This window comes from Ruegeria arenilitoris (assembly GCF_013030985.1).
GTDB lineage: Bacteria > Pseudomonadota > Alphaproteobacteria > Rhodobacterales > Rhodobacteraceae > Ruegeria > Ruegeria arenilitoris_B.
Window position 1 is genome coordinate 86,641 of record NZ_WPYP01000013.1, and the last position, 15,722, is coordinate 102,362.

At 53.6% G+C, this 15,722-nt stretch carries 17 protein-coding genes; 13 read left to right on the forward strand and 4 right to left on the reverse strand.

The genetic code is table 11. From position 1 onward, the window contains the following. Positions 1-4 precede the first annotated feature (4 nt). Positions 5-922: a LysR family transcriptional regulator gene (locus GOX88_RS20945; RefSeq protein WP_170406578.1), complete on the reverse strand. Its 918-nt coding sequence runs from the start codon at positions 920-922 to the stop codon at positions 5-7. Between the two features lie 81 nt (positions 923-1,003). On the opposite strand from GOX88_RS20945, the gene GOX88_RS20950 reads away from it, so the two are divergent. The 5 genes from GOX88_RS20950 to GOX88_RS20970 all read left to right on the forward strand — a co-directional run bounded on the left by GOX88_RS20950 (position 1,004) and on the right by GOX88_RS20970 (position 5,923). Then, positions 1,004-2,014, forward strand: a complete 1,011-nt coding sequence (locus tag GOX88_RS20950; RefSeq protein WP_170406581.1) for a TRAP transporter substrate-binding protein — start codon at positions 1,004-1,006, stop codon at positions 2,012-2,014. A gap of 11 nt (positions 2,015-2,025) precedes the next feature. After that, positions 2,026-2,616, forward strand: coding sequence for a TRAP transporter small permease (locus GOX88_RS20955; protein ID WP_217354277.1), 591 nt, complete (start codon positions 2,026-2,028; stop codon positions 2,614-2,616). Further along, positions 2,613-3,995 (forward strand): TRAP transporter large permease, encoded by a 1,383-nt coding sequence (locus tag GOX88_RS20960; RefSeq protein ID WP_170406586.1) that lies wholly within the window; start codon positions 2,613-2,615, stop codon positions 3,993-3,995. Before GOX88_RS20955 ends, GOX88_RS20960 begins: the two co-directional genes overlap by 4 nt. A 144-nt stretch (positions 3,996-4,139) precedes the next feature. Continuing rightward, the gene (locus GOX88_RS20965) at positions 4,140-5,627 is read left to right on the forward strand and encodes an aldehyde dehydrogenase family protein (RefSeq protein ID WP_170406589.1); all 1,488 of its coding nucleotides are present in this window, start codon (positions 4,140-4,142) and stop codon (positions 5,625-5,627) included. Next, the gene (locus tag GOX88_RS20970) at positions 5,624-5,923 is read left to right on the forward strand and encodes a DUF2218 domain-containing protein (protein WP_170406591.1); all 300 of its coding nucleotides are present in this window, start codon (positions 5,624-5,626) and stop codon (positions 5,921-5,923) included. The genes GOX88_RS20965 and GOX88_RS20970 overlap by 4 nt, the downstream gene beginning before the upstream one ends. Positions 5,924-6,260: 337 nt before the next feature. Here the strand turns inward: GOX88_RS20970 and GOX88_RS20975 are convergent, their stop codons facing one another. Together GOX88_RS20975 and GOX88_RS20980 are read right to left on the reverse strand one after the other, a co-directional pair. Further along, a complete protein-coding gene (locus GOX88_RS20975) occupies positions 6,261-6,722 on the reverse strand; it encodes an MOSC domain-containing protein (RefSeq protein ID WP_170406594.1) in 462 nt (153 codons plus the stop codon). A gap of 102 nt (positions 6,723-6,824) precedes the next feature. Then, a complete protein-coding gene (locus GOX88_RS20980) occupies positions 6,825-7,388 on the reverse strand; it encodes a hypothetical protein (RefSeq protein ID WP_170406597.1) in 564 nt (187 codons plus the stop codon). 397 nt (positions 7,389-7,785) lie between these two features. Between GOX88_RS20980 and GOX88_RS20985 the strand changes: the two genes are divergently transcribed. The 6 genes from GOX88_RS20985 (at position 7,786) to GOX88_RS21010 (ending at position 12,920) form a co-directional block, all read left to right on the forward strand. Then, positions 7,786-8,565, forward strand: coding sequence for a coniferyl-alcohol dehydrogenase (locus tag GOX88_RS20985; RefSeq protein WP_170406600.1), 780 nt, complete (start codon positions 7,786-7,788; stop codon positions 8,563-8,565). 105 nt (positions 8,566-8,670) lie between these two features. Then, positions 8,671-9,405: a PIG-L deacetylase family protein gene (locus GOX88_RS20990; RefSeq protein WP_170406603.1), complete on the forward strand. Its 735-nt coding sequence runs from the start codon at positions 8,671-8,673 to the stop codon at positions 9,403-9,405. Then, a complete protein-coding gene (gene ligK / locus GOX88_RS20995) occupies positions 9,405-10,076 on the forward strand; it encodes a 4-carboxy-4-hydroxy-2-oxoadipate aldolase/oxaloacetate decarboxylase (RefSeq protein WP_170406606.1) in 672 nt (223 codons plus the stop codon). Before GOX88_RS20990 ends, ligK begins: the two co-directional genes overlap by 1 nt. Then, complete coding sequence (locus GOX88_RS21000) at positions 10,069-11,142, forward strand: 4-oxalomesaconate tautomerase (RefSeq protein WP_217354278.1); 1,074 nt, start codon at positions 10,069-10,071, stop codon at positions 11,140-11,142. Before ligK ends, GOX88_RS21000 begins: the two co-directional genes overlap by 8 nt. A gap of 11 nt (positions 11,143-11,153) precedes the next feature. Beyond that, entirely contained in the window at positions 11,154-12,023 is an 870-nt protein-coding gene (locus tag GOX88_RS21005) for an amidohydrolase family protein (protein ID WP_170406609.1), read from the forward strand. Positions 12,024-12,131: 108 nt separating this feature from the next. Further along, entirely contained in the window at positions 12,132-12,920 is a 789-nt protein-coding gene (locus tag GOX88_RS21010; protein WP_170406612.1) for a nuclear transport factor 2 family protein, read from the forward strand. Between the two features lie 86 nt (positions 12,921-13,006). Here the strand turns inward: GOX88_RS21010 and GOX88_RS21015 are convergent, their stop codons facing one another. Continuing rightward, positions 13,007-13,918: a LysR family transcriptional regulator gene (locus GOX88_RS21015; protein WP_170406615.1), complete on the reverse strand. Its 912-nt coding sequence runs from the start codon at positions 13,916-13,918 to the stop codon at positions 13,007-13,009. A 220-nt stretch (positions 13,919-14,138) separates the two neighbouring features. Between GOX88_RS21015 and GOX88_RS21020 the strand changes: the two genes are divergently transcribed. Together GOX88_RS21020 and GOX88_RS21025 are read left to right on the forward strand one after the other, a co-directional pair. Beyond that, a complete protein-coding gene (locus GOX88_RS21020) occupies positions 14,139-14,951 on the forward strand; it encodes a nuclear transport factor 2 family protein (protein ID WP_170406620.1) in 813 nt (270 codons plus the stop codon). 140 nt (positions 14,952-15,091) lie between these two features. Next, positions 15,092-15,667, forward strand: coding sequence for a TMEM175 family protein (locus tag GOX88_RS21025; RefSeq protein WP_170406622.1), 576 nt, complete (start codon positions 15,092-15,094; stop codon positions 15,665-15,667). Positions 15,668-15,722 lie beyond the last annotated feature (55 nt).

Consider the following 15,722-nt stretch of genomic DNA (forward strand, 5'->3'; position numbering starts at 1 on the left):
CCGGTCACAAGTCCTGCATCAGTTCAGGAATCATCGATGCGATTTCGGATATTCTGTTACGCAGCCAGATATGTGCCGGATCGTTTGTGCTGCGCTCGTGCCAGATCATGTAAATTGTGACGCGATTACTTTTGAAGGGCAGGGGGGCCACGTCGAGTTCACGCAAAGTGTGCAGGCGCATCAGGCTCACTTCTGTGGCGATCATCCGCGTGCCTTTAATAAAGGGTGGAATCGCATTGAAGTTGGGTACGGAAACACGCGGTTCACCAATCTGCGATGCTTCAAGATCGGTGATGACCTTGATTGATGTCCCGCCACCTGCAAACCGAACCGTCAAATGATCCGCGCTGCAATACTCTTTCCACGATTTCGGCGGATCACGCATTTCGGCGTCATAGAAACACATCATTTCACCGGAAAACAAAGGTTTCTGGAAAATGTCCGGGCCATCCGGTGGCAGAGGAGTCAGAGCAAGCTCGCACCGTGCCTCTCGCATCATGTTCACTGTTGGCTGGCCCGATGGCAGAAACTGGAAATCAACAGAAATGCCGTCGTTCCAGGCCTCGCGTATGAGTTGGGGAAAGACGAGATCGCGCTGCATATCATTTGCTGCGACTACGAATTCCATTTTCTCGGCTCTGGGATCAAAAATACGATCATCTGTCAGACACTTGAGCCCGTCGATGGCTCTTTGCACCGGTTCTTTCAATGCAAGAGCTGTCTCCGTTGGCATCAAACCTTGCCCTGATCGAACGAATAGTGGATCGCCCAGAATATTGCGCAGCCTGCCCAGGGTGTGGCTGACGGCAGGTTGCGTGACTCCCAGTTGTTCTGCTGCGACGGAAACAGAGCTATTCTCGAGAATTGCCAGAAATGTCCGAAGAATATGACCATCAAGGTCAAGGAAATTAGTTTTCTGCATGAGATATATAAATACACATAAATAGATTGAATGTCGAGCGGCGCGTAATCTCCCCTGATCACGAATGTCGGGAGGAACGCGATGAAACTTTCAAACATACTTGGTGCCCTGACTGTCGCAGCGTCGACGGCTGTCGCCTCATTCACGCATGCGGAGGAGCTGTCGGTGGCAACCTTCATTCCGCCGCAACATCACATCAACTCCAACCTGTTCAAGTGGTTCGGTGAAGAATTGGAGAAGCGGTCGGACGGTACTCTGACGATGAAGCTATATCCGGCGGGTCAATTGGGTGCGGGGCCGGTGCAGCAATACAAGCGCGTGGTCGAGGGTGTGGCCGACGTTGTCTTCGGCCTTCAAGCATACACGCCAAACATCTTTCCGCGCACAATGCTGATTATTCCGCCGGGGAAAGCCACGAGTGCAAAAGAGTCCACGGAAAGGATGCTGAGCGTCTATGAGGAGCATCTCGCCCAAGAATATCAGGACGTAAAGCTGTTAGGCATTTTCACCACAACAGGGAACGTTTGGGCCGCGACCAGCGATGTGTCGACCATGGACAGCCTCAAGGGCAAAAAAATGGTGCCTTATGCGGCGATGACGACCCCGATCGTTGAAGCGCTGGGTGCTGTGCCTGTTCAGATGCCCGTCACTGAAATGTACACCGGCCTTTCCACCGGAACCATCGACGCCACCACGGCCACGTACAACAATATCACGGCACCATGGAACTTCTGGGACGTCTCCAGTCACCTCGTCACCAACGTACCCGTGCAGTTTGCAGTGTTCTTCGTTGCGATGAACAAAGAGCGTTACCTGGAACTTTCAGATGAGCATCGGGCGATCATAGACGAACTTGCTGGCGAGACGTTCTCGTTGCAGGGGGCGGCCAGCTTTGACGGTGCCGATGGGCGTTCCGAGGCCATGCTGGATGGCGCGGAACAAATGGCAAATGTCGAACTCATCGAAGTCAGCGCTGAAGAGCGGGCCAAGATGGACGATGCCGTCAATCAAGGTCTGGAAGTGATTTTTGCAGATTATGAGTCCCGCGGCATCAAAGGTGCGCGCGAGATTTACGAAGCCATCAACCAATAACTGAGTAAAGGGTGCCCGGTTCGGCCGGGCGCTTCTTTGGCTTTACCCCAACGTGGAGGATGACCATGTCTGGCAAAGATATGTTGCCCGCACCGATCCGGCTGATCGATAAGTTTCTACTTGGTATTGCTTTGATCGGCGGCGGATTGACGTTGGCATTCATGGTATTTCTGAGTGCAGCCAACGTGTTGGTCATGCGCAAATTTTTTGGTGCACCGATCAAAGGGGCAGAGGATCTGTTGATCCTGAGCCTTGTGATCCTGGTCGCACTGGCCATTCCACTGGGTGGGCGAACGGGCGCGCATATTGAAATCGAAGTATTCGAATCCCGCATGTCGGCTGGTTTTGAGAAATGGTCGATGGTGCTGCTGCGGCTTATTGGCGGCGGGCTGATGTTCGTCATGTCATGGCAACTGATCCACGCGGGTCAAAAGGCCACGAAATTCGGTGAAACGACGCAGCAACTTCTGATCTCGTATGAGCCTTTTTACTACCTATTGGCCATTAGTTCCGGACTCTATGGGATTGTCCTTGTTTTGGACGTGTATCAGCGCCTGTTCCGCGGGTCTGTCCGCCTTCTTGATCTGGGAGGCACAGAATGAGCCTTACGCTGATTGGAATACTGGGACTGTTGTCTTTGTTTGCGCTTCTTGGATTACGCTTTCCCGTTGCACTGTCAATGATACTGGTGGGTGTAGTAGGCACAATTGTCGCGACGACGCAGAAGTTCGTGTTGGTTGGAATGGACTCTGACCAGGCATTGGCCCGTGGCCTTCGAACAGCGATGTCGAACATGTCCGGAGAGACATTCGAGGCAGCATCGAACTACAACCTGCTGGTTATCCCGATGTTTGTTTTGATGGGTAATCTTGCGGGGGTTTCCGGTATGTCGGCTGACCTGTTTAACGCCGCATATCGTTGGATGGGCCACTATCGCGGCGGGCTGGCCTCGGCGACAATTGCGGCTTGTGCAGGGTTTGCTGCCCTTTCCGGGTCTTCACTCGCGGCCGCTATTACGATGGGTCGTGTGGCGCTGCCCGAGATGAAGAAATTCAACTATTCTGACAGTCTGGCAACAGGGGCAGTCGCCGCAGGCGGAACCCTGGGTTTTCTGATCCCGCCGTCTGGCGGCATGATTATCTATGCAGTGCTCACCGAGCAAAGTATTGGGCGCTTGTTCATGGCCGGTGTAATACCCGGTATAGTTCTGACGCTTTTGTTCATAGGCGCGATCTATCAGACGGTGTTGCGCAAGCCAGAGGCCGGGCCAGCGGGTGAACGCGCATCATGGCCAGACAGACGAGACGCATTGGTCTCTGCATTACCTTTCGCATTTGTCGTAGGTATCACCATAGGTGGCATGTACACCGGCTTTTTCACCCCGGTCGAGGCATCGTCGGTAGGTGCATTTCTTGCCCTGATTGTTGCAGCAGTGCGCCGTACCTTGACCCTTGCCGCAATCAGAGAGGTCGTGCTGCAGACGATGAAGGCCTCGGCCACCGTCTTCCTGATCCTCATCGGTGCCTTCATCTTTATTCCGTTCATGTCGCTCACTGAGCTGCCTGGTCAGCTGGTGGTTCTGCTGACATCCCTGCCGATCGGGGATTATGGAATTCTACTGGTGATTATCCTCATCTACATGTTTTTGGGCATGTTCCTGGAAGGCATCGCTATGCTGGTTCTTACAATTCCGGTTGTGCTGCCAATCATCGCCGCGCTTGAATTCGGCTTCGATCCATCGATGGCCAGCATGAAAATGATCTGGTTTGGGGTACTTGTTGTGATCGTTCTGGAAATGGGAATGATCAGCCCTCCAGTCGGCATCAATGTCTTTGTCGTCAAATCCATCGCGCCCAATGTCTCGATGGCAGAGGTCTTTCGCGGAATTTGGCCGTTCTGGTTTGCGATGGCACTGATGCTGCTGTTGCTGATCCTGTTTCCGCAAATCGCCGTTTGGCTTCCTCAGACGATGATTGGGTGAGGGTGTCATGGCAGGTCATTCTCATACCGAGCTTAAATCGAAATGCCCGCTGATTGACGCGGATCTACGCGGGAAACGGCCCACTTGGCGTCGTCGGCGTTCAGTGTGCCCCCGGTCTCTCACCAGCTTTGAAGGAGCGAAACCATGAGCAACATGGATAAGGTCATTACCACTGGAATTTTCATCAATGGTGAGGTTCGCGACGCTTCGGATGGCAGAGTCTACGACATTCACAATCCGGCCCGGCCCGAGGAATTGGTCGGGCATGCGGCCTCTGCCACCGAACGGGATGTCGAAGACGCAGTTCAGGCTGCCCATGCTGCGTTTCCAGCCTGGTCCGCGCTAAGCTTTGGAGAGCGTGCGGCGCTGTTGCGCGAGGTGGCCCAGAAACTCACAGCAGATGATGACGACGTCAAATATCGCTCGCGCCTGTTCACACGAGAACACGGCAAGATCAGCCGTGAAACCCTGCTGGAGATGTCCCGATTAGGGGACCGTTTCATGCAGGCCGCCGCGTTTGCCGAACGCATGGCGATCGATGAACAGATCAAGGGCCCTCCGTTTGACACACTGATCGCACGTCAGCCTCGCGGTGTCGCAGCACTGATCGTCCCATGGAACTGGCCGCTGTCGATCCTGGGCGCCAAATTGCCCGCGGCTCTGGCCGCCGGAAACACTGTTGTTGTCAAACCTTCGGCCAATTCGGCGCTGGCGCCGAGTCTGACCCTGCAAATCATCGCCAGATTGTTGCCACCGGGTGTGGTGAACATTCTTACCGGCTCTGCGTCGACCATCGGTGATCCGCTGGTTGGGCATCCCTTGGTGCGCATGGTGAACTTTACAGGCTCCACCACCATCGGGCGCCACGTCATGAAGGTGGCCGCCGACAACATCACCCCGGTCACCTTGGAGCTGGGCGGCAACGATGCCGGGCTGGTTCTGGACGACGCCGTGTTGGATGATGATGCATTCAATCGGATGTACTGGGGTGCCTTCGGATCATCGGGTCAAATCTGCATGGCTTTGAAACGGCTTTATGTGCACGAGAGCCGCTATGACGAGGTGATCGATGGTTTCACTGCGGCCTGTGAACGTGCGGTTGTTGGTGACGGTCTGTTGCCGGAAACCACTATGGGGCCGGTCAACAATGCCAAGCAGCTGAGGGTGGTGACCGACATGATCGCCGAGGCGCGCGCCAAGGGTGCGGAAGTGCGCGAATGCGGTCAGGTGCCGGACGAGGCGCTGTATAACGGTGGCGGCTTTTTTCAGAAACCTGCATTGGTCTACGATGCCGATCCATCGCTTTCGGTCGTACATGAAGAACAGTTTGGTCCGGCTCTGCCGATCATGAAGTTCAAAACCGATGAAGAAGCCATCGCCAAAGCCAATGACAGCATCTATGGCTTGTGTTCTTCGGTTTGGACGCCAGACCAGGATCGTGCAGTTGCGATCTCGCGTCGGATCGAAGCCGGTTACACCTATCTTAACGCACACGGTCCGACGGCACAGGATTCACGCGGACCTTTTGGCGGTTTCAAGCAATCCGGGATTGGGCGCAATTTGGGTTACGACGGTATTCTGGCCTTCACCGAAGCGCATACCATCACAGGCCCTGAGGGGTTCTTGCTATGAGTGCTCAACTGACTTCAACTGCTCGCGTCGCCCTTTCCCCGGCGTCGCGGTACCTGCAGCAGCTCGCCCAGCATTTCGCACATAAAGTCGATGTGGAGCAGACTAAAGAAACAGCAAAAGTAAGCCTAAGCTACGGGTACTTTGAGCTCAGCACAGAGGGTGACAATACCCTGATAATGAGGACATTTGCGGATACCCACGAACACCTAAAACGACTGGAACATGTGGCAGCATCGCATCTGGAACGGTTTGCGTTTCGTGATCCGCCGACAATTGTCTGGTCTGAAGATGAGTGAAGCGAATGCATCCAAAAACGGGCAGTTCCGGGAGAATTCGCCCAACGCGGAATAACCTGGCTGGCCGGTTTGATATCACTCGCCGACGACAACGGAACTACAGTTTCGATTACGGAATGCACGCATGCCCGGGTGCGCATCTGGCCCGCATCGAGATAGCGCTGGCGATCGAGCTATTGTTAACTCGTATGCAATCCCTGAGACTGTTGAATATCCCTGAGCGGGACAGTGTGCAAAAGGGTGAAAGCCCGCTGGCTATGCATCTGGCTATCTCGCAGCGATCCTGAATCGGAAATGCAAGCGAATGGCGCCTCATTCTCGGTTGCGGGGGCCTGTTTCAACGTTGTTTGATCGGGTCCGAGACGTTGATTGTTCCACCCTTTACGACCCGGCAGATCAGCCCGGCGCGATCTGCAAGCGGGACCGAGACCTGTTTGCGTGAAGCGACATTCAGAAACCGGCACGTGTTGCAGGGGCGAAGTCCTTCCAGAGTGACCGCTCCTACAGTAAAGGTTTTGCCGACAAGCTGCGCCAATGCGACGCCTTCGGTCGTCAGGTTTCGCCTATGCTCGTTTGGCTGCAGCTCCAGACCGTGCTCCTTCTTTAGGGCTTCCAACACCTCATTCTCGAATAGAGTAACGTCGCGGGACCCGGGCGAACGGGAAAAACGCCCGTCACCTTTGAGATACCTGTCGCCCTCTAATCCCGCATCCGCAACTGCGATTGCGCTTTCGTGCGACACCATTGGCCGCCCGGTTCTGACAGCTGTGTGAATATAGAGAAGTTTTCCGTTATTCATGAATTCGCTCTCGGTTTCTGTGTCCGGGTCACCGCCCAAAAATCGGGGAACACTTTTAAACTCTTGTTTTCGCACCATGGTAGGTGTCACAGAAGCTCGGCGTCAGGCAGATGGCTTCGCCCCGTACTTCTCTTCCAGCCGGTGCAAAAGCTCCATCGATCGGGGCAGGAAGAAATAGGAGTTTAGAAGGATGTTGCAGATCAGAAGTACAACTGTCCGCGGATAACCAGCTGGAAAATTAGGGGAAATCTGATCGGCTATCCAGCTCAGACATGCCCCCACGACCAGAACCCAAAAGGTCAGGACCGACACGGTTTTCCATTTCTGATGGACATGGCGCGCGCCGAGGCCACCCAGCAGAGAATCGAGATCCCAGAGCCGGTTCTTGACTACTTCACCCTCGATATATTGCGACAGCTCTTCCACTATTTCCTTGCGCGCTGAAGACTGCTCCCAGGCGATCAGATCCTCCAGCGTGGCAAAAGAGATAACGGTCGCGAAAGTCCCGCCGGATTCGTTTGACGGCGCATTGTGCCGAACCTCGATGAAACCTGGTTGCGACTTCAGTGCCAGCTCGAAACGGGCAAGGACCTCGTTAGCTGCATCCCTTTGAGTTTCGCGGAATCTGCGAACGATGACGGACAGGACAGGCGATGTTTTTGACATTCTGTCACTCCAACTCGGGGCGCATTCTGAGGTGAACTCCAAAGCGCATTAATCACCTTCAGATTAAGAACGAGACTTTGATCTCACAAGTGGCTGGTCAGTTGGGCAAAGGCTCAAATTCGTCATCACTGAGATTTTCCGCTTTAACGGCGAGGACACGAGCTTGGCAGGGAGTAGTTTCGGGGACGTATCGTAAGCAACGGAACATAAACGGTTTTCTTAACGGTTTTGGTAAACGCTCTGCTGCCACGAGGCGGATGTTTGGGTCGCGCTCAAGATGTATTTATAAAAGATAACCATAATAAATATCACTACCCATCAATAGATCGAATGAGTTTCATTGCCTAAAATCGAATGAACAAGCCGAAGTTCAATACCGACAGAAGGTGAATTCAAAATGCTTACAAACAAAAAAATCGTCGTGACAGGATGTGCCTCAGGTATCGGTGCGGAAACAGCACGTCTTGTCAAAGAACTCGGTGGCACGGTTCTTGGTGTCGACCGGAATGAGGTCTCTGAAAATGTCGATACTTTCTACAAGGTCGATTTTGGCGACAAGTCGTCTATCGATGCTTTGGTGGATGCTCTTCCCGACGGTATCGACGGCATAGCAAACATCGCCGGTGTCCCGCCGACGGTCGATGCTGAAACGGTTATCAGGGTCAATCTTGTTGGCCTGAAGTACTTCACAGAAAAGATGATCGACAAGCTGGCTGATGGAGCTTCTATCGTCAATCTGGCATCATTGGCGGGGCTGGGCTGGCCAAATTCGGTGGACCAGATCAAAGAAGCGGCAAATCTGGAATTTGGACAGGTCGCTGATTTTGTAGCCCGCCACGACATCGATAAGGAACAGGCCCGTTCATATTTCTTCGCGAAAGAAGCGCTAGTTGTTTGGACCATGCAGCATCGTTGGACCTGGCGCGATCGTGGTATTCGCGTGAATGCCATTAGCCCCGGTGCAGTGGAAACACCAATTCTGAAGGACTTCCTTGAGACATTAGGTGAGAAAGCCGAACAAGCCCGCAAGGTCATGGATCGCGCCGGAACTCCGAAAGATGTGGCGCCGGTCGTGGCCTTCCTACTTTCCGATATGACGCCCTGGATTCGCGGCACGAACATCGCGGTGGATGGCGGTCAGGCGGCAAATGCGCTGTGCAATATGAACGGTCTGTAACCTTCTCTCCCTGGATGGAGCCCGGCTCGGTTCACGCCGAACCGGCCGGGCTCTTTTCTAAAGCCCAACCAAGTGGTCCAACACTTGCATTCCGGAGAATCAATCATGACGGATAACAAGAGTGTGCTTGTCATCAGTGCACATGCGGCAGATTTCGTTTGGCGCTGTGGTGGCGCCATCGCCCTGCATCAGGAAAGGGGATTTGATGTTACCATCGCGTGCCTTTCCTTTGGTGAGCGCGGAGAGTCAGCAAAGCTTTGGAAGCAGGATGGCTGCACACTTGACCAGGTGAAAACAGCGCGTCGGGCCGAAGCTGAAAAAGCCGCGGCCGCTCTTGGTGCGCATGACATTGTTTTCTTCGATGCAGGTGACTACCCGCTTGAACTGAAACGCGAGCAGAAATTTGAAGTTGTGGATCTGATCCGTAAGGTGCAGCCCGATTTCATGCTGAGCCACTCGGCTTATGATCCTTACAATACCGACCACATGTACGCGACCAGTGTTGCGATGGAGTGCCGGATGATAGCGCAGGCCTGGGGTCACAATCCGGGCGAGAAAGTCCTCGGCGCGCCGCAGCTCTATTTGTTTGAACCGCATCAGACCGAGCAGATGGGCTGGAAACCGGACACGTTCCTCGACATCACACCGGTCTGGGACAAGAAGCGCGCGGCGATTGAATGCATGCAGGGTCAGGAGCATTTGTGGGACTACTACACCAATGTCGCTCGTAACCGCGCCAACCATTTCCGTCGTAACTCAGGGGGAATGGCCGGGGGTCGCAAGGCCGAATACGCCGAGGGCTTCCAGTCGATCTACCCGCGCACGGTGGATGAGTTGTAATGGGCGTGGTTGTTCAGAACATTGAGCGTGCAGACCCGGCAGTCATAGCCGGGTTGGCTGAATGCGGTGTTGCGACTGTGCATGAAGCACAGGGGCGCAAAGGTCTTTTGGCGTCCTATATGCGCCCGGTGTATCCCGGCGCCAGGGTTGCGGCCTCAGCAGTCACCATTTCCGCACCACCGGGCGACAACTGGATGCTGCACGTAGCCATCGAACAATTGCAAGAGGGGGACATATTGGTATTGGCCCCAACATCCCCATGCAGCGATGGGTACTTTGGAGATCTATTGGCCACATCAGCCAGAGCGAGAGGCTGCGCAGGTCTGGTCATCGATGCCGGTGTCCGTGATATCCGCGATTTGACGGAGATGCAGTTTCCGGTGTGGTCCAAAGCAGTTTTTGCTCAAGGAACCGTCAAAGAGACGTTGGGCTCAGTCAATGTTCCCGTTGTCTGCGCTGCAGCTCACATCATTCCGGGTGACGTCATCGTCGCGGACGATGATGGGGTTTGTGTTGTTCGTCGGGAGGATGCCGCAGACGTGCTGAGCAAGGCGAGGGCGCGCGAAGCGAACGAAGAAAGCAAGCGCGCGCGCCTGGCCAGCGGTGAACTCGGACTGGACATTTACGACATGCGTAGCTGCCTTGCTGACAAAGGCCTGAAGTATGTCTGAAACGCCTTCATCAGATGCAGTAAGGTGCATGTGGATGCGGGGAGGCACGTCCAAAGGGGGGTATTTTCTCGCCGACGATCTGCCATCAGATATCGCAGGGCGAGACGCATTTCTGCTGAGAATTATGGGCTCCCCCGACCCGCGCCAGATTGACGGCATGGGGGGCGCCGATCCGTTGACTTCGAAAGTGGCGATAATTTCCAAATCGACCCGGCCCGGTGTCGATGTTGACTACTTGTTTTTACAGGTCTTCGTCGATCAGGCGGTCGTTACCGATGCGCAAAACTGCGGAAACATACTCGCCGGGGTCGGGCCATTCGCAATCGAACGGGGGCTGGTCCAACCAAAAGATGAAGTTACGCCAGTTACGGTCTTCATGGAGAATACCGGGCAGATTTCGACCCTTCAGGTGCAAACGCACAAAGGGCGTGTGGTGTATGCCGGGGAGGCACTGATCGATGGTGTGCCAGGTTCAGCCGCACCCATTCCGATTTCGTTCACAGGTACAGCGGGGTCAACATGCGGCTCACTGCTTCCCACCGGGCAACCGGTAAATGAAATCGATGGGGTTCAAGCCACGTTGATCGACAACGGCATGCCAGTGGTCGTGTTGCGCGCCCGCGATGTCGGCATCGAGGGCACGGAATCCCGCGATGAGCTGGATGGGAATGAGGCCTTGAAAGCTCGGCTCGAAGGCATTCGCCTGCAAGCCGGACATTTGATGAATCTGGGTGATGTCTCCAGCAAATCAGTCCCCAAAATGACGATGATTTCCTCGGCAAAAGCCGGGGGTGCCATATCAACCCGCACGTTCATTCCGCACCGATGCCATGCATCTATTGGCGTTCTTGGGGCGGTCAGTGTCGCCACTGCTTGCCTGCTAGACGGTGCGCCGGCAGCGGTTGAGGCAAAAGTCCCGCAGGGATCATCCATATCTCTTTCCGTCGAACATCCAAGCGGTGAAACCACGATTGTGGTCGAGTTGTCAGAAAATGGTGAAATCGAAACTGCGGGAATTTTGAGAACCGCACGCAAACTGTTCGACGGAACAATTTTTGCAGATTGAAGGACATTAACATGGACGCCGACTATCTCCCTTTTCATCCAAATCCATCGAACCCTTCCTTCAAACTACCACTCGGAGCAGTGGACGCGCATTGTCATGTTTTTGGCCCGGCACAACAGTTTCCTTACGCGCCTGAGCGAAAATACACGCCTTGCGACGCTGGAAAGAACAAGCTCTTTTCCCTGCGCGACCGGCTTGGATTTGCGCGGAATGTGATCGTTCAGGCATCGTGCCACGGTCGCAACAATGACGCGCTTGTGGATGCGTTATATACGGCCGGGGATCTCGCCCGTGGCGTCGCAGTTGTCGACCCTGCAGTCACAGATGAAGAGTTGAAGCATCTTGACGCTGCTGGCGTGCGTGCCGTCCGCTTCAACTTTGTAAAACGTTTGGTCGACAGCACGCCCAAGTCAGTGTTTCAGGGGATTGCCGAGCGCATCGCAAAACTGGGCTGGCATATTGTCGTATATTTCGAAGCGCCCGATCTTGAAGAGCTGATCCCGTTTCTGACCAGCCTGCCCACAACGGTTGTCGTCGATCATATGGGGCGGCCTGACGTAACCAAGGGCATAAATCACGAAGATTTTCAGCGCTTCATACACCTGATGACAGAACATGAGAACTTTTGGACCAAGGTAAGCTGCCCAGAGCGTCTGACGGTCAGCGGCCCGCCTTATGACGATGTCGTCCCCTTTGCCCGTGAACTGGTCGATCTTTTCCCTGACCGGGCTCTGTGGGGGACAGACTGGCCCCACCCGAATATGAAGTCACACACTCCCGATGACGGCCAACTGGTGGACGTCATACCCAGAATAGCCACGTCACCAGCGAAGCAGCAGGCTTTGTTGGTCGAGAATCCAATGCGCCTTTACTGGGGTTGAGATCGGAAAGCCAAGAATCGGACCCCTAAGTGCCAGTTTGCTGAATTGGTTCTCAAGCAAGCGTCAAAATCACATCGAAATTTCTGACTTGGAAAAGAGAGAAACATTATGCCGGACAGCAAAAAGATCGCAAACGCCAAGGGCCTGTATCTGGAAGGTATCCGGGATGGCAACATACGTGAAGCGTTGGATAAGTTCACGGGTGCCCGCTATACGCAACATTCCACTGGCGTGGGCGACGGCAAAGAGGGGTTCACTGAGTTCTTTGAACCGTTCGTGAAGCGAAACCCTGTCAGGGACATTCGGGTTATCCGGGCTATAGAAGACGGAAGAAATGTATTCCTCCATGTCTATCAGAGCCTCAACAACGGTGAAGCAGAATGGGTTACCGCCGATCTGTTCGATACTGATGATCAGGACAGAATGATCGAACACTGGGACGTTATTGCAAAGTATGAGGGTGAAAATCCGGCGGGACGTACTATGGTGGACGGTCCGGTCGATATCGAAGATCTGGATCGCACTGTTGAAAACAAAGCGGTTGTGCAACGTTTCTATGATGACATCCTTCTGAACGGTCGGTTTGAGAAGATCACTGAGTATATTTCGACGGAACAATACGATCAGCACGCTGCCGGAGCCAAAGATGGCATCGAAGGGTTGAAGGACCACGTTCATCGGCTGCTCGAAACGCATGGTTTTGCGAAGTATCACAAGTTGCATAAGCTGATCGGGCAGGGGAATTTCGTGGTAACATATGGGCATCTTCAGCGCGGTGATGGTCACTATGCGGCATTTGACATATTCCGACTGAAAGATGGCAAGTTGGTTGAACACTGGGACGTTTTGGAGAGAATTCTCGCGCCGGAGGAGTGGAATAACTCCGGGAAATTCTGATCTCTGCCGTCTTAGTTTTTTGCTGAGACGCCAAAGAAAGAACTTCGATAACTCTTCAGCACCTGAGTTTGTTGTACGATCAAAATTTACAGGGCGATGCGGCGTTCGGCTTGGATGGATTTGTGTTTGTCGACGATATGCTCGACGAGCATTCTCGTTATGGCCTTGTGCCCGCCAATATCCGGCCAGACGGCAAAAATTCCCATGTTCGGCAGTTTCCAGTCCGGAAGCACTTCTTGCAAGCGGCCTTCGGCAATGTCGTCGGCATATAGAAAGCTGGGCCCGCGATGAATCCCCAACCCGGCCAACAACGCTGAACGGATTGCGAAAAAAGAGTCGACTCTTATGCGTGAACCGGATGGCATAAAGAAAATCTCTTCGTCCCGCCGAGTCAGTACAAGCTTGGCCTGAAGTCCCTGAAAAGACAGAAACTCGCACCGAGCAAGATCATCGACTTCCAGTACCGGGCCCACTTGTTCCAGGTACCGAGGTGCGCCGACCAGCGTTCGGCTGAAGGTTCCAATTCGGCGGCTGCGAAGGTTTGAGCTGCTCAACTCCCCAAGCCGCAGGGCCAGATCGACACCTTCCTTCACCAGATCAACAAGGTGTTCGCTGTACATGACGGTCAGGGAGACACCGGGGTTTTCCCGCGCAAAATCCCAGATCGCATGTTCATATTCGGTGTTGTTCATGAACGTCGGCATCGTAATTGTTAGCTCACCAACAATACTTGGACCTGAGTCAACGATGCGATTCACGCCGTCTTCGGCAGCGCTCAACATTCGCTGCGACGCTTCCAGCAGGCTCTTTCCGTCCGCCGTCAGTGAAAGAGCTCGTGTTGAGCGATAGAACAGAGTGGTTCCAAGGCGCTTTTCAAGATTGCTGACATGTTGACTGACGCCTGATGTGGCCAACCCCAGCCTTTTTCCTGCAGCACTGAAACTACCGGCTTCAGCCACAACCGAAAATATGGCCATCCCTCGCAGATAGTCGAACATCTTTCAGATTATCGGAAGATAATTTTCATATTTTTCAGACTAACCGCAAGATGGTGATGTGTCTAGATTTCAACCGCACAGGTGCGGGGCGAGAGTTTTTTTAGTTTCTGACCGACCATGGATCAGCTCTTCCCTGGAAGTTTCAAGATTGCCCATGTGCTTCTACAAACTGAAATGAACAGGAACCGAAATGCGTAGAATTTTCTTGTCAGCAGTGTCAATGGTGATGCTGGCGACGACTGCCCAATCACAAGATTTGTCCAACGGCGATAAAGCTGCGGCTGTACTGCAATCTTTCCAGACTGGTGATGCAACCGCAATGAAAGAGTACGTCAATCCGGACAAGTACATTCAGCACAACCCTTATTTTCCTGACGGTATCGCGCCTGTGATTGGTGCGGTGGAATCGGGTGCATTCCAAGGGACACTCGTGAACCCCTACAGAACGCTATCCGACGGAGACTTTGCTGTCGTGCAGTCCCTGTACAGCGGCGCATGGAATAACAAATCCCCACTAGTTGTGATTGATGTGTTTCGCTTCGAAGACGGGCTGATCGTCGAACACTGGGACAACATGATGCCGTTGGCCTCAAAGCCCAACCCCAGCGGCAATACCCAGCTTGATGGTGTTACCCAAATTGTCGACGCCGATAAGACCGAAGCGAACAAAACGAAAGCACACGATTATATCGACACCGTTCTTGTAAAGGGCGAGGTCGACAAGATCGGGAATTTTGTCAAAGACGACAATTATATCCAGCATCACCCTGATATCGCAAATGGCGTGTCAGGGCTGAAGGCGGCGTTGGGTGAATTCGCCAAACAAGGCATCACAATGGAATATGACAAGATCCACGCCGTACATGGTGAAGGGAACTTTGTTCTGGTGATGTCCGAAGGAAAATTTGCTGGCAAACCCTTTGCCTACTTCGATTTACTGGGGCTGAACGACGGCTACGTCGATCAGCATTGGGGGATCATGGCGGCAATCCCACCGAAGTCCGACTGGAAGAACGACAACGGAAAATTCTGAAAGTTCGCTGAGGGAACTCAGGCGCGATCGCCAAAAACATCTGCGGGGCGCATATCAGCGCCCCGTATTTTAGTTGATGGGAACAATGGTCTGAACAGTCCCCTTCTTCAACGAGTGCATCTAAAAATTGTGGAAATACAATGAAAACAGTCAGGCTGGAGGCGTTTAGCGATGGTGTCATTGCGATCATCATCACCATTATGGTTCTGGAGTTAGAAGCGCCAGATGAAGTCTCAGCAGTGGCTTTGCTGGGGCTTACTCCAAAGTTTCTAAGCTATGTGATGAGCTTTGTTTACGTTGGAATCTACTGGATCAACCACCATCATCTTCTTGCGGTCACCCGTCGGGTCAACGGTAAAATTCTGTGGGCCAATCTGCATCTACTGTTCTGGCTTTCGCTGATCCCATTCGCGACGTCCTGGGTTGATGAAAATCTGGGGTCCGCGCTCCCTGTGGCACTGTATGGAGGCATTCTGTCGATGTGTGCGCTTGCGTATATGGGGCTGCAAAGCTCGATTGCAAAACACGCTGGCAATGAATTTGTTTTGCGCGGGTCGATTCTGAAAAATCACAGATACAAGGTAATATTTGTTTATCTGTTCGGAATTGTGGCCTCTTTTGCGGCCAGCTGGGTCTCGATCATTTGCTACGCGGTAGTCGCTCTTATCTGGGCGATGCCGGAACAAATTCTCGAAGAGGTCAGCGATGCCGCCTGACCCCGCGGCGCGCAGCGCACCTATCACCCTTGTCAACGGAAGCGAATAACAAAGG

Excerpts from the sequence above, each read along its gene's own strand:
- GOX88_RS20945 (WP_170406578.1), bottom strand. The coding sequence starts at position 922 with ATGCAGAAAACTAATTTCCTTGACCTTGATGGTCATATTCTTCGGACA.
- GOX88_RS20950 (WP_170406581.1), top strand. The coding sequence starts at position 1,004 with ATGAAACTTTCAAACATACTTGGTGCCCTGACTGTCGCAGCGTCGACG.
- GOX88_RS20960 (WP_170406586.1), top strand. The coding sequence starts at position 2,613 with ATGAGCCTTACGCTGATTGGAATACTGGGACTGTTGTCTTTGTTTGCG.
- GOX88_RS20965 (WP_170406589.1), top strand. The coding sequence starts at position 4,140 with ATGAGCAACATGGATAAGGTCATTACCACTGGAATTTTCATCAATGGT.
- GOX88_RS20970 (WP_170406591.1), top strand. The coding sequence starts at position 5,624 with ATGAGTGCTCAACTGACTTCAACTGCTCGCGTCGCCCTTTCCCCGGCG.
- GOX88_RS20975 (WP_170406594.1), bottom strand. The coding sequence starts at position 6,722 with ATGAATAACGGAAAACTTCTCTATATTCACACAGCTGTCAGAACCGGG.
- GOX88_RS20980 (WP_170406597.1), bottom strand. The coding sequence starts at position 7,388 with ATGTCAAAAACATCGCCTGTCCTGTCCGTCATCGTTCGCAGATTCCGC.
- GOX88_RS20985 (WP_170406600.1), top strand. The coding sequence starts at position 7,786 with ATGCTTACAAACAAAAAAATCGTCGTGACAGGATGTGCCTCAGGTATC.
- GOX88_RS20990 (WP_170406603.1), top strand. The coding sequence starts at position 8,671 with ATGACGGATAACAAGAGTGTGCTTGTCATCAGTGCACATGCGGCAGAT.
- ligK (WP_170406606.1), top strand. The coding sequence starts at position 9,405 with ATGGGCGTGGTTGTTCAGAACATTGAGCGTGCAGACCCGGCAGTCATA.
- GOX88_RS21000 (WP_217354278.1), top strand. The coding sequence starts at position 10,069 with ATGTCTGAAACGCCTTCATCAGATGCAGTAAGGTGCATGTGGATGCGG.
- GOX88_RS21005 (WP_170406609.1), top strand. The coding sequence starts at position 11,154 with ATGGACGCCGACTATCTCCCTTTTCATCCAAATCCATCGAACCCTTCC.
- GOX88_RS21010 (WP_170406612.1), top strand. The coding sequence starts at position 12,132 with ATGCCGGACAGCAAAAAGATCGCAAACGCCAAGGGCCTGTATCTGGAA.
- GOX88_RS21015 (WP_170406615.1), bottom strand. The coding sequence starts at position 13,918 with ATGTTCGACTATCTGCGAGGGATGGCCATATTTTCGGTTGTGGCTGAA.
- GOX88_RS21020 (WP_170406620.1), top strand. The coding sequence starts at position 14,139 with ATGGTGATGCTGGCGACGACTGCCCAATCACAAGATTTGTCCAACGGC.
- GOX88_RS21025 (WP_170406622.1), top strand. The coding sequence starts at position 15,092 with ATGAAAACAGTCAGGCTGGAGGCGTTTAGCGATGGTGTCATTGCGATC.